The 26,870-nt window shown below is 65.8% G+C and carries 23 protein-coding genes; 9 read left to right on the plus strand and 14 right to left on the minus strand.

The features are described from left to right. Positions 1-3: 3 nt before the first annotated feature. From C404_RS51080 to C404_RS51095, 4 genes are all read right to left on the minus strand, one after another. Positions 4-2,511, minus strand: coding sequence for an acyl-CoA dehydrogenase (locus tag C404_RS51080; RefSeq protein WP_021196570.1), 2,508 nt, complete (start codon positions 2,509-2,511; stop codon positions 4-6). A 130-nt stretch (positions 2,512-2,641) separates the two neighbouring features. Next, the gene (locus C404_RS51085; protein WP_021196571.1) at positions 2,642-3,724 is read right to left on the minus strand and encodes a TetR/AcrR family transcriptional regulator; all 1,083 of its coding nucleotides are present in this window, start codon (positions 3,722-3,724) and stop codon (positions 2,642-2,644) included. Between the two features lie 258 nt (positions 3,725-3,982). Further along, positions 3,983-5,029, minus strand: a complete 1,047-nt coding sequence (locus tag C404_RS51090; protein ID WP_021196572.1) for a histone deacetylase family protein — start codon at positions 5,027-5,029, stop codon at positions 3,983-3,985. A 25-nt stretch (positions 5,030-5,054) separates the two neighbouring features. Beyond that, positions 5,055-6,362, minus strand: a complete 1,308-nt coding sequence (locus C404_RS51095; protein ID WP_021196573.1) for an MFS transporter — start codon at positions 6,360-6,362, stop codon at positions 5,055-5,057. Positions 6,363-6,494: 132 nt separating this feature from the next. On the opposite strand from C404_RS51095, the gene C404_RS51100 reads away from it, so the two are divergent. From C404_RS51100 to C404_RS51110, 3 genes are all read left to right on the plus strand, one after another. Then, positions 6,495-7,499, plus strand: coding sequence for a LysR family transcriptional regulator (locus tag C404_RS51100; RefSeq protein WP_021196574.1), 1,005 nt, complete (start codon positions 6,495-6,497; stop codon positions 7,497-7,499). A 162-nt stretch (positions 7,500-7,661) separates the two neighbouring features. Next, the gene (locus C404_RS51105) at positions 7,662-9,344 is read left to right on the plus strand and encodes a DEAD/DEAH box helicase (RefSeq protein ID WP_021196575.1); all 1,683 of its coding nucleotides are present in this window, start codon (positions 7,662-7,664) and stop codon (positions 9,342-9,344) included. A gap of 5 nt (positions 9,345-9,349) precedes the next feature. Further along, positions 9,350-10,393: a serine/threonine protein kinase gene (locus tag C404_RS51110; protein WP_021196576.1), complete on the plus strand. Its 1,044-nt coding sequence runs from the start codon at positions 9,350-9,352 to the stop codon at positions 10,391-10,393. Between the two features lie 140 nt (positions 10,394-10,533). On the opposite strand, the gene C404_RS51115 is transcribed toward C404_RS51110, so the two are convergent. Then, positions 10,534-11,430, minus strand: coding sequence for a pirin family protein (locus tag C404_RS51115; protein ID WP_021196577.1), 897 nt, complete (start codon positions 11,428-11,430; stop codon positions 10,534-10,536). A gap of 152 nt (positions 11,431-11,582) precedes the next feature. Here C404_RS51115 and C404_RS51120 point away from each other — a divergent pair, with 152 nt between their 5' ends. Then, positions 11,583-12,500, plus strand: coding sequence for a LysR family transcriptional regulator (locus tag C404_RS51120; protein ID WP_021196578.1), 918 nt, complete (start codon positions 11,583-11,585; stop codon positions 12,498-12,500). A gap of 472 nt (positions 12,501-12,972) precedes the next feature. Then, entirely contained in the window at positions 12,973-13,713 is a 741-nt protein-coding gene (locus C404_RS51125; protein ID WP_031329870.1) for a response regulator transcription factor, read from the plus strand. A gap of 5 nt (positions 13,714-13,718) precedes the next feature. Here C404_RS51125 and C404_RS51130 read toward each other — a convergent pair whose 3' ends face one another. Genes C404_RS51130 through C404_RS51155 form a run of 6 tightly spaced genes read right to left on the minus strand, consistent with a single transcriptional unit; the run spans position 13,719 to position 19,808 of the window. Beyond that, a complete protein-coding gene (locus C404_RS51130) occupies positions 13,719-14,570 on the minus strand; it encodes a VOC family protein (RefSeq protein ID WP_021196580.1) in 852 nt (283 codons plus the stop codon). A gap of 34 nt (positions 14,571-14,604) precedes the next feature. Then, complete coding sequence (locus tag C404_RS51135; RefSeq protein ID WP_021196581.1) at positions 14,605-15,354, minus strand: ABC transporter ATP-binding protein; 750 nt, start codon at positions 15,352-15,354, stop codon at positions 14,605-14,607. 7 nt (positions 15,355-15,361) lie between these two features. Further along, a complete protein-coding gene (locus C404_RS51140; protein WP_021196582.1) occupies positions 15,362-16,198 on the minus strand; it encodes an ABC transporter ATP-binding protein in 837 nt (278 codons plus the stop codon). Further along, entirely contained in the window at positions 16,182-16,748 is a 567-nt protein-coding gene (locus tag C404_RS51145) for an OsmC family protein (RefSeq protein ID WP_021196583.1), read from the minus strand. Before C404_RS51145 ends, C404_RS51140 begins: the two co-directional genes overlap by 17 nt. 32 nt (positions 16,749-16,780) lie before the next feature. Next, on the minus strand, positions 16,781-18,619 hold the full coding sequence (locus C404_RS51150; RefSeq protein ID WP_021196584.1) for an ABC transporter permease: 1,839 nt from the start codon (positions 18,617-18,619) through the stop codon (positions 16,781-16,783). Between the two features lie 19 nt (positions 18,620-18,638). After that, on the minus strand, positions 18,639-19,808 hold the full coding sequence (locus tag C404_RS51155; RefSeq protein ID WP_021196585.1) for an ABC transporter substrate-binding protein: 1,170 nt from the start codon (positions 19,806-19,808) through the stop codon (positions 18,639-18,641). 172 nt (positions 19,809-19,980) lie between these two features. On the opposite strand from C404_RS51155, the gene C404_RS51160 reads away from it, so the two are divergent. Further along, positions 19,981-20,277 carry a cupin domain-containing protein gene (locus C404_RS51160; protein ID WP_021196586.1) on the plus strand — a complete coding sequence of 99 codons (297 nt, stop codon included), beginning with the start codon at positions 19,981-19,983 and terminating at the stop codon, positions 20,275-20,277. A gap of 15 nt (positions 20,278-20,292) precedes the next feature. Here C404_RS51160 and C404_RS51165 read toward each other — a convergent pair whose 3' ends face one another. Together C404_RS51165 and C404_RS51170 are read right to left on the minus strand one after the other, a co-directional pair. Next, positions 20,293-20,874, minus strand: a complete 582-nt coding sequence (locus C404_RS51165) for a hypothetical protein (protein ID WP_021196587.1) — start codon at positions 20,872-20,874, stop codon at positions 20,293-20,295. After that, positions 20,871-22,067, minus strand: coding sequence for an FAD-dependent oxidoreductase (locus C404_RS51170; protein ID WP_021196588.1), 1,197 nt, complete (start codon positions 22,065-22,067; stop codon positions 20,871-20,873). The genes C404_RS51165 and C404_RS51170 overlap by 4 nt, the downstream gene beginning before the upstream one ends. Before the next feature lie 133 nt (positions 22,068-22,200). On the opposite strand from C404_RS51170, the gene C404_RS51175 reads away from it, so the two are divergent. The 3 genes from C404_RS51175 (at position 22,201) to C404_RS51185 (ending at position 25,620) form a co-directional block, all read left to right on the plus strand. Continuing rightward, entirely contained in the window at positions 22,201-23,112 is a 912-nt protein-coding gene (locus C404_RS51175; protein ID WP_021196589.1) for a LysR family transcriptional regulator, read from the plus strand. A 146-nt stretch (positions 23,113-23,258) separates the two neighbouring features. Then, positions 23,259-24,590, plus strand: coding sequence for an MFS transporter (locus tag C404_RS51180; protein WP_021196590.1), 1,332 nt, complete (start codon positions 23,259-23,261; stop codon positions 24,588-24,590). A 43-nt stretch (positions 24,591-24,633) separates the two neighbouring features. Beyond that, complete coding sequence (locus tag C404_RS51185; RefSeq protein WP_021196591.1) at positions 24,634-25,620, plus strand: M14 family metallopeptidase; 987 nt, start codon at positions 24,634-24,636, stop codon at positions 25,618-25,620. Positions 25,621-25,626: 6 nt separating this feature from the next. Here C404_RS51185 and C404_RS51190 read toward each other — a convergent pair whose 3' ends face one another. After that, positions 25,627-26,850 (minus strand): MFS transporter, encoded by a 1,224-nt coding sequence (locus tag C404_RS51190; RefSeq protein WP_200863714.1) that lies wholly within the window; start codon positions 26,848-26,850, stop codon positions 25,627-25,629. Positions 26,851-26,870 lie beyond the last annotated feature (20 nt).

A 26,870-nucleotide genomic window follows, 5' to 3' on the forward strand; every position in this document is an offset into this window, starting at 1 on the left:
CCGTCAGGCTGCGCGGCGTTCGGCAGTTTGCAAGGCGTCGAGCGCATCCTTGCGGCGCTGCAGATCGGCCAGCAGGTTGAAGTCGGGCGGGAAGTCGTCCACGGCGACGGCGTGTTCGCCGTAGCGCGCGTAGTCGCACAGTTGCTTGCGTTCGGCCTCGTCGATGAGGCCTTGTGCCACGGCCTGCGCGGTCCAGGCTTCGAAGTCGGGCAGGCTTTGCGGCACGGGCGGCAGCTTGCCTTCCCGGATGACGGGTTTCAAGCGCTGCTCGATGGCGTCCACCGCCGGTTGCAGGCGGAAGGCCCATTCACCGTAAGCGATCGGGTCGATGTCGGGCGTGGGGCAGTACGAATCGGCCAGCAGGCGGTCACGCGCAGCGCCCGGCGTTTGCATCAGTTCGGCCACTTGTGCGGCCAGTGCGTCAGACGGTTTTCGATACGGCGCACCGAACGGGAAGATCAATGCGCGCAGCAGTCCCGCCACGCCGCGGTTCGGGAAGTTCGCCAGCACGCCGTCGAGCGCGTCTTGCGCACGCACTAACGCGTCCTGTACAGACCAGTGCACCAGCGGCGCGTCTTCCGCCGGGCGGCCCTCGTCCTCAAAGCGCTTGAGCGCAGACGAAATTAGATACATCTGCGAGAGGATGTCGCCCAGGCGCCCGGTGATGCTTTCGCGGCGCTTGAGCGTGCCACCCAGCGTGAACATCGACACGTCGGAGAGCAGCGCCAGCGCGGTCGAGAAGCGGTTGACGGCCTGGTAGTAACGCTGCATCTCGGGCGCGGCATGGCTTGGCGCTGGTGCCACGCGACCGCCCGAGAGCGCATGCAGGAACGCACGCACGAAGTTGCCCGCAATGAACGCACCGTGCCCAAACAGCGCCGCATCGAATGCGCGCAGCGTCTCCGGTGAATCTGCGCCTTGTGCTGCCGTCATCTCGCGCAGCACATACGGATGGCAGCGGATCACGCCCTGCCCGAAGATGATCAGGCAGCGCGTCATGATGTTCGCGCCTTCCACCGTGATGGCGATGGGCACCTGCTGATACGCACGCGCCAGGAAGTTGTTCGGCCCCATGCAGATGCCCTTGCCGCCCACGATGTCCATCGCATCGTTGACCACATCGCGCGCACGTTCGGTGACGTGGTACTTGGCGATGGCGGAGATGACCGAGGGCTTCTCGCCCAGGTCTACCGCCAGCGCAGACAGGCGCCGCGCCGCATCCATCATGTACAGGTTGCCGCCCATGCGGCCGAGCGCTTCCTGAATGCCCTCGAACTTGCCGATGGGCGTGCGGAACTGGCGGCGCACGGCGGCATACGCGCCGGTACTGCGCACGGCAATCTTCGATAGCCCCACGTTGGACGACGGCAGCGAAATCGCGCGGCCTGCCGCCAGGCATTCCATCAGCATGCGCCAGCCACGGCCCACCTGTGCCTGCCCGCCGATCACCCAGTCGATCGGGATGAACACATCCTTGCCGGAGTTCGGGCCGTTCTGGAACACCGCGTTCAGCGGCCAGTGGCGGCGGCCGATGTTCACACCCGGATGCTTCGTCGGGATCAGCGCGCAGGTAATGCCGGGTTCTTTGTCGCTTCCCAGCAGCCCGTCCGGATCGATCGCGCGGAAGGCCAACCCCAGCACTGTCGCAATCGGCCCGAGCGTGATGTAGCGCTTGCTCCAGGTCACGCGAAAGCCCAGCATTTCGCGGCCCTCGTGCATGCCACGGCAGACCACGCCCACGTCGGGAATGGCCGCGGCATCGGAACCTGCATACGCGTTGGTCAGTGCAAAGCAGGGGATTTCTTCACCGCGTGCGAGGCGCGGCAGGTAGTGGTTCTTCTGCGCGTCGGTGCCGTAGTGCAGCAGCAGTTCCGCCGGGCCCAGCGAGTTGGGCACCATGACCGACACGGCCGCCGCGGAGCACCGCGTCGACAGCTTCATGATGACCTGCGAGTGCGCATAGGCCGAGAAGCCTTTGCCGCCGTATTCCTTCGGGATGATCATGCCCAGGAAGCCCGCCCGCTTGGCATACGCCCACGCTTCGGGCGACATGTCCTGCCAGATCTGCGTGGTCTCCCAGTCGTTGGCGAGGTCGCAGAGCTTCTCGGTTTCCACGTCGAGGAACGCTTGTTCTTCCGGCGACAGACGCGGTGGCGGTGACGAGAGCAGGCGCTTCCAGTCTGGGCGGCCGGAGAAAAGTTCGGCATCCCACCAGACGGTGCCGGCCTCGATGGCGTCGCGCTCGGTTGGCGACATCTCCGGCATGATTTTCCGGAACACCGCCAGCACACGGCGCGTGATCAGCGTGCGGCGCAGCGGCTTGAGTGCGAGCACCAGCGCAGGCAGTACGAAGACGATGGCAAGTAACGCGGTCATCACCGGGCCGACCAGGCCGAGCCATGCGCCCGCCGCCAGCCACACACCGGTTCCGACCAGCCAAGCGAGTGCCGATGCTTCCACCGTGGCGAGCCCGAGCGCGCCGATGCAAAGCAGGACGATCCAGATCGTCATAAGGGTCTCCGTTCGATGCGTTCATGCGCTGGGTATCCGGTGCGTCCGAATGCCCAGCCGAGTGTCCGGCGATTCCCGCGCCTGCGCGCGGGGCCTGTCTGTCGCGTTGGGTGTTGCGCTTGCGCGTGGGTCAGGCGCTGGGGCTGCGCCAGGGGCGCATCGGGTTGGCCGGGAAGATTGCGCGCGCGGCGTTGCTGCGGCGGATGGCCAGCGCACGGGTACGTGCCGTGGGTGAGGCGCTAGCATCCTCGTGCTCGTCACGGTCGTCACGGTCATCTAGGGCGCTGTCGTGCTCGTCCTCGTGCGCGTCGGCATCTTCGGCCGCACTGGCGCGTGCGCCGGGCGTGCGGCCGAACAGGTCACCGGCAAAAGGGGATGCGGTGGCGGGTGCCGTGGTGCGCTCGGGGGCGCGGCCATTGCCGTTGCCGCTCCCGTTGCCATGGCGGCTTGAGCCGCCATGACCATTGCCGCTGTCGCCGCCGTTGGGCGCATCGTCGGCCTGACCCACGGGTGTGGGGACCTGGGCTTCGGCCAGTTCGACCACCTGGTCGAGTGCGCCGGCCTCGCCGGGCAGCGGAGCGTTGAGCGTGGCCACCACCAGCGCTGTCAGGCGCGCCAGCAGCGACGCGTCGTTCATCGGCTTGCCCTGCGTGAACATCGGCAGCAGGTTGTTGAGGTCATCCCCGGCCAGCACGCCGGCGAGTGCTTTGAGCGAGAAGTGCAGGCGCCAGCCGAGCTCAGCGCGCGGCACATGCGGCAGCGCGCTCGAAAACGCTTCGAAGAAGCGACCGAACACCGGCGCGTAATGCCCGAGCAGATAGTTCTGCACGAACGGCGAGGTGTCGGAATACACGCGACCCATCAGACGCAGGAAGGCGGGGCCGCCAGTGTCGGGGTTGCGCGCCATCTGCAGCGCCGGCACGAACAGCGCGCCGAGCACGTGGTCGCAGGTGAGCTGCTCCTTGGTCCAGCGTTCTTCGCACGCGGTCAGCAGCGCCAGGCGGCGCGTGTTGAGTGGGTCCAGCCGGCGCCCAAGCACCGATTGCATCAACGCTTCCTTGCTGCCGAAGTGATAGTTGACCGCAGCCAGGTTGACCTTCGCGCGCGCAGTGATCTGCCGCAACGACATCGCCTCGTAGCCGAACTCGATGAACAGCAGTTCGGTGGCTTCCAGAATGCGGCCCTTGGTGTCTCCTGCTCCAGGACGTCCCATGTCTCCTACCTCGTTTTTTTAGGTCTGATATCGGCTCGATTGCTGCACTGCAGCGCTCTAACGCTCGATTCAAACATGTGTATGGGGTTGCCTGGGCATGTTAGGAACAGACGTTTGAAAACGCAAAGTTCCCAATTCGAGCGGGCACTCTAGACGAGGGGAGGTGGCCTGGAGAACGTATGAAACGCTTAGGCTGCAAGGTGAGTAGGCGCAAACATCCAAATTGCTAAAGGGATGTCTGCGCCGGGGTGGCTGGAGTCAGCCGGCTGGTTGATGGGGCGACTGCAGGCCGCTGAAGAATGCGGCAGCGTTTTGTGCAAGGGTGGCGAGGTGGTAGCCGCCTTCCTGGACGACCAGCGTTGGCAAGCCGAGCGCACCAACGGTTGCACCGAGGCGGCCAAAGCCCTCCGTCGACACATCCACCTGCGATTGCGGATCTTCGCGATAGATGTCGAAGCCGAGCGACAGCACCAGCGCATCCGGCTGGAAGCGTTCGACTGCGGCAAGCGCCTCGCCCAGCTTGTCGAAGAACACCGATTCCGGCGAGCGATGCGGCATCGGCAGGTTCACATTCAGGCCAACGCCGGCGCCTGCGCCGCGCTCGTCGTCAAAGCCGGCGACCACGGGGTAGAAGTTGGTCGGATCGCCGTGGATGGAGACGTACAGCACGTCGGCGCGGTCGTAGAAGATCTCCTGGATGCCCTGGCCGTGGTGCATGTCGGTATCGAGGATGGCGACACGCTTGTACTTGGCGCCGAATTGGCCAAGTAAGGCCTGTGCGGCCACGGCAGCGTTGTTGAGGTAGCAGAAGCCGCCGGCGGCTTCGCGGCGCGCGTGGTGGCCGGGCGGGCGGCACAGCGCGTAGGCCAGCCGCTCGCCGTTGAGGATGGCTTGCGCGCCGGCCGCAGCGCTCTGTGCCGACCAATAGGCCGATCGCCATGTGTTTGCGCCGACGGGGCAACTGCCGTCCGCCAGGTAACGCGCTGCCCGGGCCAGCACGCCGCGCAGCGCATTGGGCTCGCGCACGAAGATGTTGGACATGACCTCATCGCCCCAGTCTTCGGGCAGTCGGCGCCAGTCGGTGTGCGCGTCTTGCAGGAAGCGCAGATAGGGTTCGCCGTGCACAGCCGTGAGCGGGGCGAGGCCGTGGTCTTCGGGCTGCGCGATAGTGAAGCCCAGATCGCGCGCAGCATGCAGCAGGTTGCGCGCTCGCTCGGGCACCTCTTGCGGCGTGCGCATCTTGCCGCGCGAGTAGTAGCTCTGCGGATGGTGCAGCAGCTGTTCGGGATGGAAGAACGTCAGCATGGTGAAGCGGGTTGGGGGGAGATCGTTATGCGTTCACGGCATCGCCGGCGGGCGCGCGGCCACGCTGGCGCGCGTCAATGGCGGCGATGCAGACGAGCGACACGCCGGCGAGCAGCGTGTAGAACACCGCCAGCGGCCACCATTCACCATGGAAGCGCTGCGCGAGGATGGTGCCGACCAGCGGTGTGAGCCCGCCCGCCACTGCACCGCACACTTGGTACGACAGCGAGATCGCCGAGTACCGCACACGCGTCTCAAACACGCCCGACACGAAGCCCGCGATGACCGAGTAGAAGCTCGCCATGCACACCACGGCGATGGCGATCCCGAGAATCATCAGCGGCGCCTGACGCGTCTGCACGAGCAGGAACATCGGATACGGCGAGGCCATCGCCAGCAGCGCCATCAGCTTGAGGAAGCGCGCGCCGCCCAGCTTCTCGGCCAGCCACGCCGCCAGCGGCTGCGCCAGAAACTGGATAAACGCCACCGCAAACAGGCAATCGAGAATCAACGTCTTCGACAGCGACAGGTACTGCGTCGTGTACGCAATCATGAACGTGTTGGTGAAGTACACGCCCGCAATGCCGATCGTGTTGGCACCGATACAAAGCAATACCGGCACGCGCGCCGTCCGCCACACTTCGGCGATCGGCAGCTTGGCCGTCTTGCGCTGCGCCTGCACCTGCGCAAACTCCGGCGATTCATTGACACCCGAGCGAATCGCCGCGCCCACGACCAGCAGCACCGCACTTGCCAGGAAGGGCAGACGCCAGCCCCAGTCCATGAACACGTCTTTCTCCATCGACGTGACCAGGCGGAAGGCCAGCAGCGAGAGGATCAACCCCGCCGGGCTGCCGAGCTGCGCGAACGATGCGAAGAACGTGCGGCGGCCCCTGGGCGCGTGTTCGCCCGCCATCAACACCGCGCCGCCCCATTCCCCGCCGACCGCGATGCCCTGCACCACGCGCAGCAGCACCAGCAGCACGGGCGCGAGCGCACCGGCGGTGGCGTACGTCGGCAGCAGGCCGATGCCGATGGTCGCCAGGCCCATCATCGTGAGCGTGATCATCAGCGCCTTCTTGCGGCCGATGCGGTCACCCCAGTGGCCGAACACGATGCCGCCCAGCGGCCGCGCAAAGAAGCCCACGGCAAACGTACCGAACGATGCGAGCGTGCTGAGGAAGGGATCACCGCCCGGAAAGAACAACGGCCCGAAGACGAGCGCGGCAGCGGTGGCGTAGATGTAGAAGTCGTACCACTCGATCATGGTGCCGACAAAGGCGGCGGTGGCCGCGCGCGCAGGCTGACGCCCGCTCGAATGAGACGGTTGCATTGTGTAGCTCCTCACGAATATTTTTTCGCCCACTGCATCGAGGCAGCGGATGCGTGTTTATTGCCGGTTGACGGGTATTAGTCAAATTCTGAATACTTATTGTTTGTATAAATTGGACTCATATTCGCCGCCATGGACCCGTCTGCTCTCGATCCCGCCCTGGTCAGCGACCGGCTCGACTGGAACCTGCTGCGCACCTTCCTCACCATCGTCCACGAGCGCAGCATCAGCCGTGCGGCGGTGCGGTTGCACATCACGCAGCCGGCAGTGAGTTTGGCGCTGCGGCGCCTGGAAGATCAGCTCGGCCACACGCTTATCGAGCGGCGTGGCTCGCACTTCCGCCTCACGCGTGTCGGCGAGGACGTGCTGCGCATCGCCACCGATGTCTACGGCAACGTCGCGCGGCTGGGCTCAGAGCTTGGTGAGCCGCAGGACGATGTGAGCGGCGTGCTGCACTTGCTGACGGTCAGCCGCATCCAGTCGGGTGTGTATGACGAATGCCTGGCGGCGTTTCATCGGCATCACCCGCGCGTCGATCTGCAGGTGGAGGTGATGCGCAGCGCAGACATTCTCGATGCATTGGCGCAGAAGCGCGCCGGCATTGGCTTGAGCTTGTGTCGCACGCCGATCGACAAGCTGGAGCGGCAGTTGTTTTTGCGCCAGCGCTACGCGGTGTTTTGCGGACGGCACCACCGGTTGTTCGGGCGCACTGGTTTGTCGATCAGCGATCTGCTCGGCGAGAACTTTGTCTCGTTCATGAGCGACCAGTTGGGCGATGCGTTGTCGCCGCTGGCGGTGTTTCGGGATCAGCAGGGATTCACCGGACGTATCGTCGCCACGTCGCCGAGCCTGGATGAGATCAAGCGCTTGGTGTTTGCGGGATATGGGGTGGGGTGTCTGCCGGAGCACATCGTGGCGGATGATTTGGCGCAGCAGCGGCTGTGGCGCTTGCCGCCGGAGGAGGGCGTCGCCGATATTGATCTGTACCTGATGTGGCACAAGGAGCGGCGCCTGGCACCCGCCGAAGAGGCGTTCTTGGCACATTTCAGGCGGTATATGGCGCGGTATTCGCTGGCTGAGCGGCTGGGGGATGTGGTGAATGCGCCGTTGGCGGCGTTGCGGGCGCCGGCAGGGTAGCGGGTAAACCCAAGTCCGCCATCACATCCTGTTAAACTACCGCCCTTCTTGCAGTTCATGCAGTCCCCGGGGTCCAGTCGCCCCGTCATCTACCCAGGCTCTGTCCACGATTGGCGCACGAACGAATGCGCGGGACACGCCGGTTCAAGTCTCACCGTTTCCATGTCGTTTTCCGAACTCGGCTTGTCAGACAAGCTGGTACGCGCCGTGGCCGAACTCGGCTACACCGAACCTACCCCGATTCAACGCCAGGCCATCCCCGCAGTCCTTAAGGGCGGTGACCTGCTTGCCGGTGCACAGACCGGCACCGGCAAGACCGCCGGTTTCACGCTGCCGCTGCTGCATCGCCTCGCTGCCACGCAACCGAACAAGGTGCAGACGCCCAACGGCATGCGCTTCCCTGTTCGCGCGCTGGTGCTCACCCCCACGCGTGAACTTGCCGCGCAGGTGGAAGAGAGCGTGCGCGCGTACGGCAAATACCTGCCGCTGAAGTCGATGGTGATGTTCGGCGGCGTTGGCATCAACCCGCAGATCGATGCGCTCAAGCGCGGTGTCGATATCGTCGTGGCCACGCCGGGCCGTTTGCTGGACCACGTGGGCCAGCGCACCATCGATCTGTCGCACATCGAACTGCTGGTGCTGGATGAAGCTGACCGCATGCTCGACATGGGCTTCATCCACGACATCCGCAAGATCCTCAACATCCTGCCGCCCAAGCGCCAGAACCTGCTGTTCTCGGCCACGTTCTCGGATGACATCCGTGAATTGGCCGATCGCCTGCTCGACAAGCCGGCGCTGATCGAAGTCGCGCGCCGCAATACCACGGCCGAGACGGTCGAACAGCGCATCTACCCGGTGGACCGCGAGCGCAAGCGCGAGCTGCTGGCCAAGCTCGTACGCGACAACGACTGGCACCAGGTGCTGGTCTTCACGCGCACCAAGCACGGTGCGAACCGCCTGGCCGAACAGCTCACGCGCGACGGCATCTCGTCGCTGGCGATTCACGGCAACAAGAGCCAGTCGGCACGCACGCGCGCGCTGTCGGAGTTCAAGGCCAATACGCTGCGTGTGCTGGTGGCGACCGACATCGCCGCGCGCGGTATCGACATCGACCAATTGCCGCACGTCGTCAACTTCGACCTGCCGAACGTGCCGGAAGACTATGTGCACCGTATCGGCCGTACGGGCCGCGCGGGTGCGCAGGGCGAGGCAATCTCGCTGGTCTGCGTGGATGAGCACGGCCTGCTGCGCGACATCGAACGCCTGATCAAGCGCGAACTGCCGCGCACCGTGCTGGAAGGTTTCGAGCCGGACCCGAGCATCGCGCCGGAGCCGATTCCGAATGGGCGCAACTCGGCGGGCCGTGGCGGTAATGCGCGTGGCGGTCGCCCGGGCGGTGGTCGCAGCCAGCAACCGCGCCAAGCTGCGGGCGGCAACGCTGCACCGCGCGAGCCACGTGCTCCGCGTGAGCCCCGCGAACCACGTCGTGAGTCGAGCGGTAACGGTCAAGGCCAGAGCCAGAATCAAGGCCAAGGCCAGGGTCGCAATGGTGGCGGTAACCGCCAACGCCAGGCGCAAGACCAACGCGACGGTCAGGCTGCACCGAAGCCGCACAATGGGCGTCGGGGCAATGGTGCTGGCAACGGCGCCAGCAACGGCCAATCGCAAGCGCGCGGCCAACGCCAGGGCAATGGCCAAGGACAAGGTAACGGGCAGGGCGGTCAGCGTCGTTCGTCGAACACGCAAGCCGCACAACCGGCGCAGAAGGCTGCACAACCGGCCAAGCAACCGTTCAACGGTTTGTTTGCCAAAGCGGCAGCACTGCTCGGCGGCCGCAAAGCCTGACGTTCATGCACAGTAGCGACGACAGCGGCCAACCAGCATCTTCTGAAGCCCCGTACGACGGCCTGACGCCCGACAGCATCCTCGATGCGTTGGCGCAGGTTGGGCTGATGCCGGACGGCCGCATGTTCGCGCTCAACAGCTACGAGAACCGCGTCTACCAGGTCGGCGTGGAAGACAGCGCGCCGGTGGTGGCCAAGTTCTACCGTCCGGGCCGCTGGAACGACGCGCAGATCGTCGAGGAACACGCCTTCACGGCGGAACTCGCCGCTGCGGAAATTCCGGTGATCGCGCCGTTGGAGATCGACGGTCGCACGCTGCACGCGTTCGAGCGCTGGCACTTTGCGGTCTTCCCGCGCTGCGCCGGCCGCGTCCCCGCGATTGATCGCGACGACACGCTCGAATGGATGGGCCGTTTCCTCGGCCGCATCCACGCGGTGGGCGCGCAACGCACGTTCACCGCGCGGCCTGCGCTTGATATCGACACCTTCGGTGTGCAATCGCGCGACTGGCTGCTCGAACACGACTTCATCCCGCCCGACTTACTGCCCGCCTGGCGCAGCGTGGCCGACGCTGCGCTCGACGGCGTGCGCCGGTGCTATGACCGCGCAGGCGATGTGGCACTGCTGCGCCTGCATGGCGATTGCCACGCCTCCAACGTCCTCTGGATCGAAGAGGCCGACGCCAAGCAGGGTGACCCGCTGCGCTCGGCCGGCCCGCACTTCGTCGACTTTGACGACAGCCGCACCGGCCCCGCCGTGCAGGATCTGTGGATGCTGCTCTCGGGCGATCGCGCGTCGATGCAATCGCAGCTCGCCAGCCTGCTGGCCGGCTATGAAGACTTCTGCGAATTCGACACGCGTGAGTTGTATCTGGTGGAAGCGCTGCGCACGCTGCGCCTGCTGCACTACAGCGCGTGGTTGGCGCGTCGCTGGAATGATCCGGCGTTTCCGGCCGCGTTTCCGTGGTTCAACACGCAACGCTATTGGCAGGACCGGGTGCTGGAATTGCGCGAGCAGATCGCGCTGTTGGACGAACCGCCGCTCTGGTGAGGTTCACCCAAAGAAGGGTAAGGCTGCGCTGAAAAACGTAGCGAGCGGCCCGAGGTTGAACCGAGAAGCGCAGCCGTACATGGGTACGGCGAGCATCACAGGTTCAAGATCGGGCCGCGCAGTAGTTTTGCAGCGTGGCCTTACGCGAACTTGCCAGCCTGGAAGTCACGCACGGCCTGGAAGATTTCTTCCTGCGTGTTCATCACAAACGGGCCGTACTGCGCGATTGACTCGTTCAGTGGCTTGCCTGCCACCACCAGCACGCGTGCTTCAGCATCCCCCGCACGAATGACCACGCCGTCGCTGCCTTCCGTGTTGGCGAGGATGGCCATCTGCTTGTCATCCACGCGCTGCAGGCCGGCGTTGCCCGGTGCATCGACATCACCCACCAGCGCGCTGCCACGGAACACGTAGACGAACGCGTTGTGCCCCACCGGCAGCGGCTGTGCAAACGACGCACCCGCCGGCAGCGTGATGTCCAGATACAGCGGCTGCGTCGCTTCACGTGTCATCGCGCCTTGCACGCCTTGCGACTCACCGGCGATCACGCGCACGGCCACGCCGTCTTCCGTCGTGAACTCGGGAATCTCGTTCGACGGAATGTCGCGGTACCACGGCGTCGTCATCTTGTCGCGTGCGGGTAGGTTCAGCCAGAGCTGGAAGCCTTCCATCACGCCGTCTTCCTGTTCGGGCATCTCCGAGTGCACGACGCCGCTGCCGGCCGTCATCCACTGCACGCCGCCGTGTTGCAGCAGGCCTTCGTGGCCAGCGCTGTCGCGGTGGCGCATGCGGCCCGCGATCATGTACGTCACCGTTTCAAAGCCCCGGTGCGGGTGATCGGGAAAGCCGGCCAGGTAGTCGTTCGGGTCATCGCTGCGGAATGCGTCGAGCATCAGGAACGGATCGAGCCGGCGTTGCAGGTTGTTCGTCAGCACGCGGGTGAGCTTCACGCCCGCGCCGTCCGAGGTGGGTCGGCCGGTGACGATGCGTTCCACGCGGCGAGCGTGTTGCACACGAGGTTGCACGAGGGTTTCCATGTGCTTCTCCTGAAATTGGGGATTTGTCATACCCACAATGTAGGGTGGTTGCCCCTTTGGCACTAGTCGGTTATCGTGGGAAAAAATGTTGCTCCCGGCGGGACAATTACAACCATAGACCGGCGAGCACGACCACAAGAGGAGGAAACCACGTGGATCTGAACCAATTGTCGCTGTTCGTACGCGTTGTCGAGGCGGGCAGCTTTACCGCGGCTGCCGCGCGCCTGGATTTGCCCAAATCGTCTGTCAGCCGGGGCATTGCCGCGCTGGAACAGGATTTGAACGTACGCCTGTTACAGCGCACCACGCGCACGCTGCATCTGACCGATGCTGGTCAGAGCCTGTATCAGGTGGCGTCACACGCACTGGAAGACATTGAGCGTGCAACAACCTGCGCGGGTGAGCTGCAGGACACCCCGCGCGGCAAAGTGCGGCTCACCTCTTCCGAAGATGTGGGGCGCCTGCTGGTCGCGCCGGTGGCCGCGCGTTTCATGCAGCAATACCAGGACATTGACCTGGATGTCGTGCTCTCGCCGCGCAATGTCGATCTGGTGCAGGAGGGCTTCGATCTTGCCGTGCGTGTTGGCCGACTGGCCGACAGTTCACTCGTGGCGCGGCCGCTGGGTGTATTGCGCATCGGGCTGTTCGCCTCGCCGGAATACTTGCAGCGGCGCGGTGTGCCCGAGACGGTGCAGGAACTGGCCGACCACTGCTGTCTCGACTTCCGCGGCACTGGCCGTGGCGAGACGCAATGGCGCCTGGTCGGCCCCGACGGCCTGAAGACCGTGGCCGTGCGTGCGCGCCTGAATGCCGACAGCCTGATCTACCTGGAAACGCTCATCGCCTCCGGCACCGGCATCGGTCCGCTGCCCTTGTATGCAAGCGGTATTGCCCGTGCGAACGCGCCACTGCCGCGCCTCGTGCGCGTGCTGCCCGACTACGCCACCAGCGGTGAGCCGATCAATCTCGTGACGCCATCTGCGCGTTTTGTACCCAAGCGGGTGCGTCTGCTGATCGACATGCTGACGGAGTCGATCCGGCAGGAACTGGAAAACGCTGATCCCATCTGAGGCATCGCCACCGGGCATGGTGGTCCGTTAAATGTTGTGACGAATGATCCGGGCACGCATGTGGCGCGGCATCATCCGCTCCACGTTTGCCGGACAACTACGTCGACCTCCTCGACGTCACCCCCGTGAAGCGTTGCAGCGCGTCCCCCCGGTGTGCTGCTGCGTGTCCGGCATACGCGACCCTTGGGTGTTTCTGATCCCGTCACGTTGTGAGAAACACCGCCGCCCGGACCTCGTTTGTCCGGGCTTTTTTTTGTTCGCGATGCCGATGTTCTCGGTCAGCCAATGTCCGTGGGCGCTTGGAAGTGTCTCCACAAATTAGGACTCTTCTCATGGTTCGTGGCACACCTTGCCAACAAAATTGCATGGAAATAACACATGCAACGGATCGCACGAGAGTGCAGCCGATTGGGCTGCTGTACGAGCCCACGCCATCCCGGCACGCATGTGCGCATTTTTCATGGAACCGAACATGCGAATCGCCTTGCTTGAAGACGATCCCTTCCAGAGCGAAGTCATCGTCCAGATCCTGTCCCAGTCCGGCCACGATGTGGTCACCTACACCGATGGCGCAACGCTGCTGCGCATGCTGGGGCGCTCCTCGTACGACATGCTGATCCTCGACTGGCACACGCCAGGCATGCTCGGCATCGATGTGCTGAGCGTGGTGCGCAGCCGCCACAAGGATGTCCTGCCGATCCTGTTCGTGACGGCCGAAGAGAGCGAGAAGGGCCTGGTGCGCGCACTCACGCAGGGTGCTGATGACTACATCACCAAGCCGTTCCGCATTCCTGAGCTGCGCGCGCGCGTTGATGCGCTGCTGCGTCGTGCCTATCCGATTCCGTACGGTCGTCTGCCGTTTGACGTGGGCCCGTTCCACTTCAATCCGCAGCGCCAGCAGGTCACGCTGCACGGCGAGCCCGTCACGCTGACGGGTATCGAGTTCCAGCTCGCGCTGCTGCTGTTCTCGAACGTGGGCCGCACGCTTTCGCGTGACCATATCTTCGGGCAGGTGTGGGGGCGCAACTCGTCGGAGTACACACGTACGATCGACAGCCATGTCTCGCGCATCCGCATGAAGCTGAACATCGAACCGGTGAACGAGGTGCGCCTGGTGGCCGTGTACAAGCACGGCTATCGACTGGACCACCTGAGGCCTGCGGATGAGGCAAGCTCACTGGTGGGCGACGAGGCTGTGCCGTACGAAGTCTGACGGGCTCAGTTGAGCACGGCTTCAGCCAGCGCATTGGTTGGCACGTATGGCGCAGGATGACCCGGTTGCAGGGTGATCCACGCGCCGTGCGTCTGTGCGGTGGGCAATGAGGCGGCTGCGCTGTGCGCACCCGCCAGCGTCAGGCCCAGCACGCCTTCTCCGCGCGTGCTGAGTCTGTGTTCCAGGTCTGCGGCTGCCGGCAGGGCGCTGCCCTGCTGCGGGCTGACCAGCACCACGGACGCACCGCCCACCGGCAACACGACCGTGGCGATTCCGATACCGGACAACGCCGCTGGCGCCGGTTCCTGCGTCAATCCGAGCAGTGCGCGATAGCGCGCCAGGCTCGTTTCGATATCCCGTACCCCCACCGTTACCGATGCGATGCCGAGCACGCCGTTGGCGTGCTCGCGTACGTCGCCTTCGCGCACGCGCAGGTGGCGCGGCGTGATGTCGCCGCACAGAAAGGGCAGATCGGAGGTGGCCGGACGGCCAAGCTCCCAGCGCAGTTGTTCGCCATCGGGGCGCAGGCGGCCGCCGGGTAGCGGGCCTTCATAGTTGAGCCCGCGTGCGCGCGCTGCGCTGACCACTGCCCCCACGTTGTGCGGCAGCAGGGCAAAGTCGACATAGCCGGCGCCATGCTGCTCACCGAGCGTCCACCAGCGGCGCTCGGGCGCAGGCTGGAGGAAAGCAATCAGCTCCAGATAGCTGCCATCGGCAAAACCCACCAGGGCGTTGTGTGTGACACCGTCGGCATGGGTGCCGCCACGCTGTACGGTAAAGCCGAGTGCAGCGTAGTCGGCAATGACGCGTTCGAGATCGTTCACGCGGATGACGATGTGGTCCAGGGTCAGGCTCATGGCGGTTCCGGTTGGGTGGGGGAATGCGGCAGCGTCAGGCGGCTTCACCGCCGAGGTAGGCATGGCGGATGCGCGGGTCGTGCAGCAATTCGCGCGCCGGGCCCGATAGCACGATGCGGCCGTTCTGCAGCACGTAGCCATGGTGGGCGATGCGCAGGGCGAGGCTGGCATTCTGTTCGACCATGAAGACCGACACGCCCGTCGCGTTGACCTGGGCGATGAGATCCAGCATGTGGTCGACGTAGCGTGGGGAGAGTCCCATGGTCGGCTCATCCATGCAGATCAGGCGCGGGCGGCCCATCAGCGCGCGGGCCATGGCCACCATCTGCTGTTCACCGCCCGAGAGCGTGCCGGCCAGCGCGTGCAGGCGCTCTTTCACGCGTGGGAACAGGGCGAGCATGCGTTCGTAGTCTTCTGCAATGGCGGCGCGCTCGCGGTGCGGGTTGCGCGTGAAGGCGCCCATCAGCAGGTTCTCGCGCACCGTCATGGCGCCGAACAATCGCCGCGCTTCGGGCACCGACGCCACGCCCAGGCGGATGATTTGCGGTGTCGACAGCTTGAGGGTGGAGGCGCCGTCGATCTGCACATCGCCGGAGGTCGGCTTGTGCAGCCCGAGGATCAGTTTCATCGACGTCGACTTGCCGCTGGCATTGCCGCCCAGCAGGCTGACGATCTGGCCGTGCTGCACGTCCAGGTTCACGTCAAAGTGCACTTGCGCCGGACCATAGTGCGTGTTGATGTGGCTCAGGCGCAGCAGCGGAGCGGAGGGGGCGAGCGTGGTCATGTGGGGTTCATGCAGCCAGGGCGTCGGGCGCTTCGCCCACGGCGCGGTGGCCAAGATAGGCTTCGACGACAGCGGGATCGTTGCGTACGGCATCGGGCTCGCCCTCGGCGATCTTGCGGCCGTCATCCATGGCGATCACGCGGTCAGACAGCTGCATCACCAGTTCCAGCTTGTGCTCGATCAGGAGAATGGTCTGGCCGCGCGCCTTGAGCGTGGCGATGATCTGCTGCATCTCGGCGGTTTCACTCTCGTTCATGCCGGCGGTGGGCTCATCGAGCAGCAGCAGGCGAGGGCGGGCGGCGAGCGCGCGGGCGATCTCCACGCGGCGGCGGTTCGCATACGACAGCGTGTAGGTGGGCTGATGCAGGCGGGGCAGCAAGCGCTCGCCAAAGAGCGCGAGGATGTCGAGCGCTTGCGTGAGCAGCGCAGCTTCTTCGTCGCGTACGCGCGCCGGGCGCCACAGCGCAAGCGCCAGTTCGGCAAGCGGGCCGATCATGGGCCACGCTGGCCGCACTGCACGCAACTGGGCGTGTGCGCCAATCAGCACGTTGTCGAGCACGCTCAGGTTGCCGAACACGCGGCCGTGCTGGAACGTGCGTGCCAGGCCGGCGGCAGCAAGCTGCTCGGCACGCCTGCCGGTCGTGTCGATGCCATCCACGCGCACCGTGCCGGCATCTGGTGTGTCGATGCCGGTGATGAGGTTGAACAGCGTGGTCTTGCCCGCACCGTTCGGGCCGATCAGGCTGACGACTTCGCCGTCGGCCACGTCCAGGCTGATGCCGTCAACGGCCGTCAGCCCGCCGAAGCGACGCGTGACGCCACGCAGTTCAAGCCGGGATGGCATCGCTGGCCTGCGTTTGCGCGGCGCCCGTGCGCGTGTGTTGCAGCGTGGCGCGAATACTTTGCGGATGCTTGAGCAGGTTCAGGATCGGGCAGGTGCGCTCGACCGCCTCGAACAGCGTATCGAGCTGCTCGCGCGATGCCGGTGACGCGATGTGCACCGTGTAGCCGATGTCGTGCGGATAGACGGGAATGTGCTCAAAGCCGGGGTGGCCGGCGCGGGCATCGATCTGGCCCGTCACCTCCACCTCCAGCGAATCGATCGGCACTTGGTGCTGCGCGGCCTGGATCAGGAAGATATGCGTGACGCAGGACCCAAGCACGCCCAACTGCTGCTCCGGAGAACTGGCCCCGAGGTTGTAGCCGGCAAAGTCGGGCGGGCTGTCGCTGATGATCTGGTGCTCGCGGATGCGCACGCGGCGCACGCCGCTGCGCCCCTCGGCGCTCACGCTGGCGGCCAGCCGCACCGGCTCGAAGGTACCGGCGGCGATGCGTGCATCACGGGCCAGTACGGCCGCGCGTTTTTCGATCAGGTAGTCGTTGAGTGTGCTCATGGGGCCCTCTTGGGAGTCATGCGTTGGACTGCTCAGACCGTTCCCAGCAGCCCTTGCGGGCGGAAGCGGACCAGCAGCAGAAGCGTGAGGCCGACGATCAGGACGCGGTACTCGGCCGTCACGCGAAACAGTTCGGGCAGGCCGACCAGTGCCACCGCGCCGATCACCGCCCCCGCCACGTTGCCCAGGCCGCCGAGGATCACCATGGTCAGCACCAGGATGGAGATTGGTGAGCCGAAGGTTTCGTGGTTGATGTAGCTGTATTGATGTGCCGTCAACGCGCCGGCAATGCCCGCCGCAAAGCCGCCCACACCGAACGCCAGCGCTTTGTAGCGCGCCGGTGAGATGCCATAGGCGCGGGCCGCGACGTCGTCATCACGGATGGCGCGCAGGCTGCGGCCCAGGTGCGTGCCGAGCAGGCGGCGCTGCAGCAGCGCCAGCGCAACCACCGCACCCAGGCCCACCCAGTAGAACGCCGCCGCGGAATCGAGTGCCAGGCTGCCCACCGCCAGCGGCGGAATGCCCGCCACCCCGATCGGCCCGCGCGTCACGCTTTCCCAGTTGAGGATGACCAGCGCAATGATCTCGCCGATGCCGAGCGTGGCAATCGACACGTAGTGCCCACGCAGGCGAAACGCCGGCAGCACCAGCAGCGTGCCCAGCCCGGCGGTGACGATGCCTGCCAGCAGCACCGCCAGCAGCACCGGCACATGGGCATCGATCGCCAGCAACGCCGATGCATAAGCGCCGATTGCCAGTAGACCAGCGTGCCCGAGCGAGATCTGCCCCGCCGTGCCGGCCACCAGCGAGAGCGATAGCGCGAGCAGCGCATAGAGCCAGGCATTGGTCAGCACTTGCACGACGTACGGCGAGATGCCGGTCAGCGGAATCAACGCCAGCACCGCGACTGCCACGGGCCACACCCAGCGCGGCACGTGGATCGGCCGGCTTGGCGCGATGAAGGTGCCAGTCATCGGTTCGGGCGGCAATGCCGGCTTGCGTGCGAACAACCCATTGGGCCGCCACGCCAGCACGCCCAGCAGCAACAGGAAGGCGAACAGGTTGCGATAGGGCGTGCCGAACAGCGCCACGCCGTAGCTTTCCGTCAGGCCCAGCAGCAAGCTGCCGGCAATCGCACCGGGCACGTTTCCCACGCCGCCGATCACCACCGCCACCACGCCCTTGAGCGTGGCCTGAAAGCTCATCGCCGGGCTGATGTTGTTGTAGTACATGCCGACCAGCAGGCCGCTCAAGCCCCCCAACGCCGAGGCAATCGCAAACACCGCCTGGTTGACTGCATGGGTGCTCACGCCCATCTGGCGCGCGGCGTCGCGGTCTTGTGCGGTGGCGCGTACCGCCCAGCCCAGGCGCGTGTAGCGCAGGAAGACGAACAGCACGGCAGCACTGGCCAGGCCCAGCCCCGCGATCAGCACATCCAGCGCGCCGATGCTGCCGCCGCCCAGCGTCAGGCGCCAATCGGGCAGCGGGCTTGGCAGCGCACGCGGGTCGGGCCCGGCGAGCAACTGCACGGCCTGATCGATCACATAGCTCAAACCGATGGTGGCCAGCAGCGGTGCAATGCGCGGCGCGTTTGCCAGCGGACGCAGCCCCACGCGCTCGATGCCCATGCCCAGCAGCGCCGAGCCGACAATCACCAGCAGGATCGTCGCCCACAGCGGCGCGTGCAGATGCGTGATGGCAAACCAGCCCAGGAACGCACCCACGGTATAGACCGAGCCATGCGCAAAGTTGATCAGGTGCGAGACGCCGAAGATCAACGCCAGCCCCACCGCCAGCAGCGCATAGATGTTGCCGACGACGAGCCCGTTGACCGTGTAATCCAGCCACGCTCCATGCCACAGCGATTCCATCGTCAAACCACCCGTCGTGCTATTGCGATGCCACCGTCGACTTGCGCTCAAGCAGCGCCCACTTGCCGTCCTTGACCACCACGTTGACGCTGCGCACGCCCAGTACGCGGCGCGTGTTCGGGTCGAACGTGGCGCGGCCGAAGACCACGCTGGGCACGTCGCGCAGCTTGGGCAGCGCGTCGCGGATGGCGCGGCGGTCGGTGCCGCCGGCCTTCAGTGCTTCGGCGGCCAGGATGACGGCGTCGTAGGCGAAGGCGTTGAAGGCATCGGGGTCGCGCTGGTATTTGGCGCGGAACTGCTTGACGAAGGTCTGCACCTCGGCGCGCGGCTCGTCGGGGAAGAACGTGGTGTTGGTCGCTACGCCATTGACGGCTGCCGCCCCAAGCTCCAGGAACTTGGGCGAGTACACCGAGCTGGCGGCCACGATCGGCAACTGGATGCCGGTGGCGCGCAACTGGCCGGCAATGAGGGCGCCGTCTGCGTAATACGAGATCAGGACGATGCCGTCAGGCTTGGCATCCCGCACACGTACGAGCGTGGAGCGGAAATCCTTCTCGTCAGGCTGATAGCCCTCGGCGGCCACCACCTGCGCGCCGCGTTGTTTGACTGCTGCCGCGAACACATCCTTGCTGGTGCGGCCCCAATCGGTGTTCAGGTACAGCACGGCCACGCGCTTGAAGCCTTCTGTCTTGACGGCCAGATCGGCCAGCAGCGGCTGCGCATCGGCCTGGCTGACCGATGGGCTCCAGATGAAATCACCGCCCTTGGTGAAATCCGGGTGCGAGTTGGTGAAGCCCAACTGCACCAGCCCCGCGCGCTGATAGATCGGCGAAGCGGCCATCGAGGCGGGGCTGGAGAAATCCCCCAGCTCGATGAGAATGCGGCGGTCGGCCACGAACTTCTGCGCAATGGCGACTGCCTGGCGCGGGTCGCTCTGGCTGTCTTCGAAGACGTATTGCAGCGGGCGCCCGTGGATACCGCCGGCAGCGTTGATCTGCTCCAGCGCCAGGTCGAAGCCGGCCTTCCACTGCGCGCCGTACTGCGCGTTCTGCCCGGTCAGCGGGCCCGAGACGCCAAAGTACAGCGGCTCGCCGGAGGCGGGCGCCGCCAGGGCGCGCCCACCGGCAGCGGCAGCCACCACCCACACTGCACCGCTCCACCAACGGCGCCATCCACGCAGTACAGCCATCGTTTGCTCCATCGCTCAGGAAAGACAGGGAAGCAATCACTATGGGCTGGCCGTGCGTGTGCGCCAACGAACGGTTTGGAGCATGCATATTCGCGCGAGCAAGCATGCGCGCCATGCGTGTGCGAATCGGCGATGCTATGCTCGGCGTCCCTTCCTCCCAGCCGAGCTTTCTGTGTCACTGGTCAATCTGAATGCGTTTGCGCAAGCGCTTCCCAAGGCTTGGTCGTCTCGTGTGCTGGAGCGTTTTGGCGGCGGCAACTTCAAGGTGCTGCGCATGGATGGCACGCCGTATCCCGACGAGGTGCACGACTATGCCGAGGGCCTGTTGGTGGTTGACGGTGAGCTGCGCCTGCGCATCCACGGCGAGGCGGTGACGGTCTCGCGCGGGGAAGTCTATGTCGTGCCGGCAGGGGTGCCGCACAGCGTGGACGCTGGCAGCGCCGGCACGCTGGTTATTCTGGACGTGTAAGCGGCACCTTGGGGATTACGCGCGTGCCTCGGCCAGTTGCTTGATGCGCTTGAGCATCATCCGGCGGATCAACCCGCTCGGGATGCGGATCAGCAACCAGTAGGGCGTGAAGCGGCGGCGCGAGGCGTCGTCCGGGCAATGCACACAGGTGCGGGTGGTGAGCTGCGTACCGCCTGCGCCGTCGGGCTGGGTCACGAACGTCATCACCAGCTTGAGCACGCCGGCTGCGGAAAACGTGCGGAATTCGCTTGCCTGCACATCAACGAGCCCACCGTCGGACTCCCAGAACTTGCCGACCAGACCCAGCGCAAGTTCACGATCGCCATCTCGGCCGAGCTTGATGAAGTCATGCAGCCCGAATCCCGCGTCGACGCGGCGCTCGCTATGCTTGCCCGCCAGCGCGGCCAGGCGCGCGGGTACGGCGCGCAGATGAAGAAACAGCTTCGCCAGCGGAAAGTCGCTGATATCCAATCGAGACACCATGTCGAGCACGCGCCCGGGGGCGGCATCGATGCGGATCTGATGCTGCTCGCTGAACTGGTGCTCGGGCAAAAAGCGGTGCAGCAACGATGTGTCGGCGGATCGGGTTGAGTTCATGCTTGAGGCTCCTCGCTTGCCGGCGAGGCAATGAGGGCTGCGTTGCGCGCGGGCGGCTCGGCCAGGCTGCGTTTCATGAGCCATGCCACACCGGGAATGCGCAGGCCGGTGGTGAACACCATGTCGCGCACCCAGCCGCCGTATTGCGATTGGAAGCACGGCGTGAGCGCACGGCTGAGGGTTTGGTAAGCCTGCACGGTGCGCAACCGGCGTGAGTGATAGGCGAGGGCGCCGTCGACGGGGCCGTGTTCTTGCACGGCGGAGGCCAGCGCCAGCGCATCTTGCGCGGCCAGCGTGGTCCCCAGGCCGAGCTGCGGGCTCATCGCATGCGCTGCGTCGCCGATGACGCAGTAGGGCGGCTTGGCCAGCGCGCGCGGCCAGGTGTGGCGGTAGATGGCAAAGGGCAGGTCGTCGTGCGAGCAGATCTGCTCGACCACGGGTGCGGCTTGCGGCCACAGGCTCAGTACATGGGCTTTCCACTGGGCGATGTCGCCTTGGCGCCAGGCATCGACGGTATCGCTGGGCAGGCTCCAGAACATCGACAGGCGCGTGCGGGTGCCGTCGATGTCGGTGGGCAGCAGGCCCATCATTTCGCGCGTGCCGCGAAAGCGCTGGTGCAGCACGCGGGCATCCCAGTTGTCGACCCAGGCCTGGAACCACAACGTGCCCCAGCGATAGGTGCTCGATGGGCCTGCCAGGCCCGCAGGCTCGCGCAATGCGGAGGCCGCGCCGTCGGCAATCACGAACAGGTCGAAGGTCGATTCACCTTGCGCGTGGGTTACGCGTGCCTGTGTGCCATCCCGGTGCAATTGCTGGATGCCGCAATCGAAATGGAAGGCGGCACCGGCACGCAGGGCTGCGTCGTACAGCATGGAAGAGAGCGCGTGGCGCGTGACTGCACGGCCGGGTGCATCGGTGTAGTCGATGTCGAGCAAGCGCCAGCCACGATGGCTCAGACCAATCAGGCGGTCGATCGGCGCGCCGATGCCTTCCAGCTCACGGCCCACGCCGAGCGCCTCCAGCGCACGAATGCCCTGCGGCTGGATCAGCAGGCCCGCACCCATGGCGGTCAGTTGCGGATGCTTTTCGTAGACGTGGACATCATGCCCCTGGCGGGCAAATGCGATGGCGGCAGCCAGGCCGGCGTTGCCGGCGCCTGCAATGCCGATGGACAGCGGGCGAGGTACGGTCATGAATGCGAGGCGGATCGTTTGTTCAGGATGATAACGATACGGCACGCAGGTTAAGGCCGTTCGTGCATCCGGGCCGTTCGCGTGGGTCCTGCCAGATAATGCGCACACCTCTATCGGCTCCACTGGACGTGCCATGCAGATCAAATGGCTGGAAGACTTCAAGGAATTGGCAAAAACGCGCAGCTTCAGCCGCGCCGCCGAGAACCGCAACGTCACGCACCCCGCGTTCGGGCGGCGCATCAAGGCGCTGGAGGAATGGGTGGGCACCGCGCTGGTGGAGCGCAGCGAGCATCCCGTCACGCTCACGCCCGCCGGGCGGTTGTTTCTGGATGCGGCAGCCAATGCGGTCGATGGCTTGAACGATGCGCGCCTGCTGCTGCGCGAGGCGCAACTGCCCGTGGCGCTGAAGATCGGCACCGGGCGCACGCTGGCACGCACCTTTGTCCCCGGCTGGTATGAAACGCTGGCCCGCCAGCGTGGCGTGTTTCCGCTCACCGTGACGACGGGCGGCACGCAGGAGGGGGTGCTGGCGCTGGCCGACGGCACGGTCGACTTGCTGATCGCCTATGCCAGCCCGCAGGCCGAAGCGCTGCTCGACCCGCGCAAGTACGACAACTGCCTGCTCGGCAGCGAGACGCTGGTGCCGGTGAGCGCCTCAGACAAGCGCGGCCGCGCGCGCTTCATGCTGCCGGGCACGGCTGCCGCGCCGCTGCCTTGGCTGGCCTTTGCGCGCGGGCTGACCTTGCGCCAGATGCTCGATAGCCATCTGGCGGCGGCAGACCGCAAGGCGCATCTGCAGCCCGTATTCCAGGCCGATTTCTACGAGGCGGTGGAAGAGATGGCGCTGCGCGGCTTTGGCATGGCGTGGCTGCCGTATCGCCTGGCCAAGCCGCACCTGAATGCCGGTACGCTCCGCCTCGCCGGTGACGACGCCTGGCACATCCACGTCGACATCCGCATGATGCGCGTGCGCAGCAACCAGAGCGCGCTGCTCGACGAAGTGTGGCAACTGGCTGTTGCCAACGCGCAGGCCGCGGCAGCCTGAGGCCACGTCAGCGCAAAAAGCCCAACCTTGTGCCGAAACGGCACAAGGGCCCCAGGCGTGCCGCCTAGACTTCCCCGCAACCTTCACCTGCCGAGGCTGTTCAACCAGCCAACAGGCGGATCGGCACAGACCACGGGGAGACAACCTTGCCAGCCCATACCCTCAATGCGAGCGGCGCATCCGCACACGCGGCCACTGACACGCACCGACATCCCGCGCCCTGGCGCGCCGTGCTGGCCGCCAGCGTCGGTAATGCGCTCGAATACTACGACCTGCTGATCTACGGCTACTTCGCCATCACCATCGGCAAGCTGTTCTTCCCGACGGGCGATGCGTGGAGCTCGCTGATGCTCTCGGTCGGCACGTTTGGCGTGTCCTTCATCATGCGGCCGCTGGGCTCGATGGTGCTCGGCAGCTATGCTGACCGCGTCGGCCGCAAGGCGGCGCTCACGTGGTCGATCCTGCTGATGATGCTGGGCACCGCGATGATCGCGTTTGCGCCCACGTATGCGTCGATCGGGCTGTGGTCACCTGCTATCGTGATCGTGGCGCGGCTGCTGCAGGGCTTCTCGGCCGGTGGCGAGTTTGGCTCTGCCACCGCTTTCATGATCGAGCACGCCAACGGCAAGCGCATGGGCTACAACGCGAGCTGGCAGGCGGCCACGCAGGGTCTGGCGACGCTGTTGGCAGCAGGGTTGAGTGCGTGGCTCACGTATGCGTTGACCACCGCGCAGGTGGAGTCGTGGGGCTGGCGCGTGGCCTTCCTGTTCGGCCTGCTGATCGGCCCCATCGGCGTCTACATCCGCCGTCATACGCCCGAGACGCCGGAGTTCGTCGCCATGCAGGCCGAAGCGCCGGCGGCGTTGCAAGAACGCTCGCCGCTGCGCGACACCCTCACGCAGGGTCTTCCCGGTTTGCTGCTCGGGGCCGGCGTGGTGGTGGCCGTCACCGCGTTCAACTACGTGCAGAAGGTCTATATGCCGACCTACGCCATCAACCAATTGCACATCGCCACCAGCGCGTCGCTCGTCTGCACGATGATCACCGGCGCGATGCTGATGGTGATGGCGCCCGCGTTCGGCTTGCTGGCCGATCGCTTTGGCAGCATCCGCGTGGTGTCGATTGCGATGGTGGTGATTGCACTGTCGACGTATCCGATGTTCGCCACGCTGGTCGCGCAGCCGACGTTCTGGACGCTGCTGGTCATGCAGGCGATCGTGGGTGTGCTGCTGGCCGCCATCTTGGCGCCGCTGCCTGCGCTGCTGGCCGACATCTTCCCGACGCGCAACCGTGGCACGGGCCTGGCCTTGAGTTATAACTTGTCGGTGACGATCTTCGGCGGGTTCTCACCGCTCATCGTCACGTGGCTGATTGGCGTCACGCACATCAAGACGTCGCCGAGCTTCTACGTGTTTGCGACGACACTCGTCAGCCTCGCCTCGCTGTGGATGCTGCGCGGCCGTGCGCGGGCACACTGAACCCGAACAGACTTTTCGTTTCGTCTCTACGCAAGGATTTCGCATGATGACCCTGGAGGCGCTGCGCGCCACGCTGCCGGTGTACCCGATCGAGCTGCAGAAGCCGGACATTCGCCGCTGGAAGACCGGCACGCACGGCGTGGACTACGTGCACACGTTCGACAGCGGTGTGCCCGGCCCGCACGTCATGATCAACGCACTCACGCACGGCAATGAGCTGTGCGGCGCGATTGCGGTGGATGCGCTGCTGGCTGCCGGCGTGCGTCCGGCACGCGGGCAACTCACGCTGTCGTTTGCCAATGTGGAGGCGTACGAGCGCTTCGACATCAACGACCCGGATGCCACGCGCTTCATCGATGAAGACCTGAACCGCGTCTGGTCGGCCGACAAGCTCGATGGCCCCGGCAACACGCTGGAACTGCGCCGCGCACGCGAGCTGCGTCCCGAGATCGACACGGTGGACTACCTGCTCGACATCCACTCAATGCACGAGAAGGCCGAGCCGCTGATGCTGACGGGCCCGCTGGAGAAGGGCGTCACCCTCGGTCGCCAAGTGGGCGCGCCGTCGCACCTGATGATCGACGCAGGCCACGCCGCTGGCCGACGCCTGCGTGACTACGCCGGCTTTGGCGATGCCGACAGCCCGAAGAACGCATTGCTCATCGAATGCGGCCAGCACTTCGAGCGCGTGAGCCGCGATGTGGCGCTGGATGCGTGCGCGCGGTTTCTGGTGGCGCTGGGCACGGTCGACGCATCGGTCGTGTCGCAATGGCTTGGGATTGCACCTGCGCTGGAGGTGCGATGCATCCGCGTGACGGACCCGGTGGTCGCCAAGTCCACCGCCTTCCGGTTTGCGGACGACTATCGCGGCATGGAGACCATCGCCCGCGCCGGCACGGTTATCGCCACCGATGGGGCGTTGCAGTTCGTCACGCCCTACGACAACTGCGTGCTGCTGCAGCCATCGTTGCGGCACCTGGCGCCGGGTGTGACCGTGGTTCGGCTAGGGCGCCCGGAGGGCGCCGCCTGAATCGACTCAGTTGCCACTGCGTGCCAGCGATCGGAAGACCAGGCTGCCTGAGCCGAGCGCGATGAGCGCCAGCGTCACGGCAAAGGCGGTGGCACCGGTCGCCAGGCCAAACGCATCGATTGCATAGCCGGTCATCACGGGCAACAACCCCGCAGGCAGATAGCCGCCGAGGTTCATGACGGCATTGGCCTCAGCCCTGCGCGTGTCCGGCACGTGCAGGCTGATGAGCGTCAATCCGCCAAGTTGGCCGAGACCTTGCCCCGCCCCCGCCAGCAGCGCAGCGATCACCAGAAAGGGTGCCGATGACGCATGCACCGCTGCACACAGCGCGCCCATCGACAGCGTGGTCGCAGCCGTGCCTGCCAGGAACACTGTCCGCACCGAATGGCGCCGCACGGCAAACTGGACGCCGGTTGCGGTCAGAAACATCGCGCATGCCATGCCGCCGGCCACCAGCGGGCTGCGCACCTCAAGCAGGCGTGCAAGCAGGGATGGCCCCAGCGCCAGCACGAACGACGTCGCGGTAATACCGGGGCCGAAGACACCGATGCCGCTGGCGACATGGCGGCGATTCTGCGCGGGCACCGACGGCAGATGTAGCGCTGCAGGTTCACTGCCATGCGGCTTGGCTGGCCGGGCCAGCGGCAACCGCCACACGATCACAAAGACGGTGAGCAGCACCACGGCCTCGAAGCCAAACACGGTCATGACCGGATGCGTGAGCACTTGTCCGGCGCCACCAGCCAGCAGCGGCTCGAGGCCAGCGCCGAGCACCATTGCCACCGAAGCCAGCAGCGCGGCATCACGCTTGCGTGCGCTGCCGCCCAGGTCTGCCACCGATGCCATCCCCGCCGACACGATGACGCCCACCGCAATGCCGGTCAGCAACCGGGCCACCGCAAGCATGGCGGTGGACGAGGCGCAGGCAAACAACCCGCACGCGACTAACGCGGCTGCAATGCCCGGTAGCAGCATCGGCTTGCGCCCAAAGCGGTCAGACAACTGGCCGGCCACCAACAGCGTGCCCAGCAGCCCGGCGATGTACAGCGCAAAGATGACGGTCAGCGTGCCCGACGAAAAGCCCAGCGCGCGCTGCCAGACCACATAGAGCGGCGTTGGTGAGTTGGACAGCATGAAGACGGCGGTGATCATCCCGGCGGCACGCCACATATCGGTGGTGATGCGGGCGGGTGTGCCGCAGGAAGGAACGGCGATGGAGGGGGACGACACGATACGGGTCCTTGTACGAA

The organism is Ralstonia sp. AU12-08 (assembly GCF_000442475.1).
In the GTDB taxonomy this organism is placed as follows: domain Bacteria; phylum Pseudomonadota; class Gammaproteobacteria; order Burkholderiales; family Burkholderiaceae; genus Ralstonia; species Ralstonia insidiosa.

Bases quoted from the DNA above. Each gene is read 5' to 3' on its own strand.
- C404_RS51170 (WP_021196588.1), bottom strand. From the start codon at position 22,067: ATGACCGTACCTCGCCCGCTGTCCATCGGCATTGCAGGCGCCGGCAAC.
- C404_RS51090 (WP_021196572.1), bottom strand. From the start codon at position 5,029: ATGCTGACGTTCTTCCATCCCGAACAGCTGCTGCACCATCCGCAGAGC.
- C404_RS51080 (WP_021196570.1), bottom strand. From the start codon at position 2,511: ATGACGATCTGGATCGTCCTGCTTTGCATCGGCGCGCTCGGGCTCGCC.
- C404_RS51115 (WP_021196577.1), bottom strand. From the start codon at position 11,430: ATGGAAACCCTCGTGCAACCTCGTGTGCAACACGCTCGCCGCGTGGAA.
- C404_RS51110 (WP_021196576.1), top strand. From the start codon at position 9,350: ATGCACAGTAGCGACGACAGCGGCCAACCAGCATCTTCTGAAGCCCCG.
- C404_RS51105 (WP_021196575.1), top strand. From the start codon at position 7,662: ATGTCGTTTTCCGAACTCGGCTTGTCAGACAAGCTGGTACGCGCCGTG.
- C404_RS51150 (WP_021196584.1), bottom strand. From the start codon at position 18,619: ATGGAATCGCTGTGGCATGGAGCGTGGCTGGATTACACGGTCAACGGG.
- C404_RS51085 (WP_021196571.1), bottom strand. From the start codon at position 3,724: ATGGGACGTCCTGGAGCAGGAGACACCAAGGGCCGCATTCTGGAAGCC.
- C404_RS51135 (WP_021196581.1), bottom strand. From the start codon at position 15,354: ATGACCACGCTCGCCCCCTCCGCTCCGCTGCTGCGCCTGAGCCACATC.
- C404_RS51140 (WP_021196582.1), bottom strand. From the start codon at position 16,198: ATGCCATCCCGGCTTGAACTGCGTGGCGTCACGCGTCGCTTCGGCGGG.
- C404_RS51185 (WP_021196591.1), top strand. From the start codon at position 24,634: ATGATGACCCTGGAGGCGCTGCGCGCCACGCTGCCGGTGTACCCGATC.
- C404_RS51095 (WP_021196573.1), bottom strand. From the start codon at position 6,362: ATGCAACCGTCTCATTCGAGCGGGCGTCAGCCTGCGCGCGCGGCCACC.
- C404_RS51130 (WP_021196580.1), bottom strand. From the start codon at position 14,570: ATGAGCCTGACCCTGGACCACATCGTCATCCGCGTGAACGATCTCGAA.
- C404_RS51125 (WP_031329870.1), top strand. From the start codon at position 12,973: ATGCGAATCGCCTTGCTTGAAGACGATCCCTTCCAGAGCGAAGTCATC.
- C404_RS51155 (WP_021196585.1), bottom strand. From the start codon at position 19,808: ATGGCTGTACTGCGTGGATGGCGCCGTTGGTGGAGCGGTGCAGTGTGG.
- C404_RS51175 (WP_021196589.1), top strand. From the start codon at position 22,201: ATGCAGATCAAATGGCTGGAAGACTTCAAGGAATTGGCAAAAACGCGC.
- C404_RS51100 (WP_021196574.1), top strand. From the start codon at position 6,495: ATGGACCCGTCTGCTCTCGATCCCGCCCTGGTCAGCGACCGGCTCGAC.
- C404_RS51165 (WP_021196587.1), bottom strand. From the start codon at position 20,874: ATGAACTCAACCCGATCCGCCGACACATCGTTGCTGCACCGCTTTTTG.
- C404_RS51145 (WP_021196583.1), bottom strand. From the start codon at position 16,748: ATGAGCACACTCAACGACTACCTGATCGAAAAACGCGCGGCCGTACTG.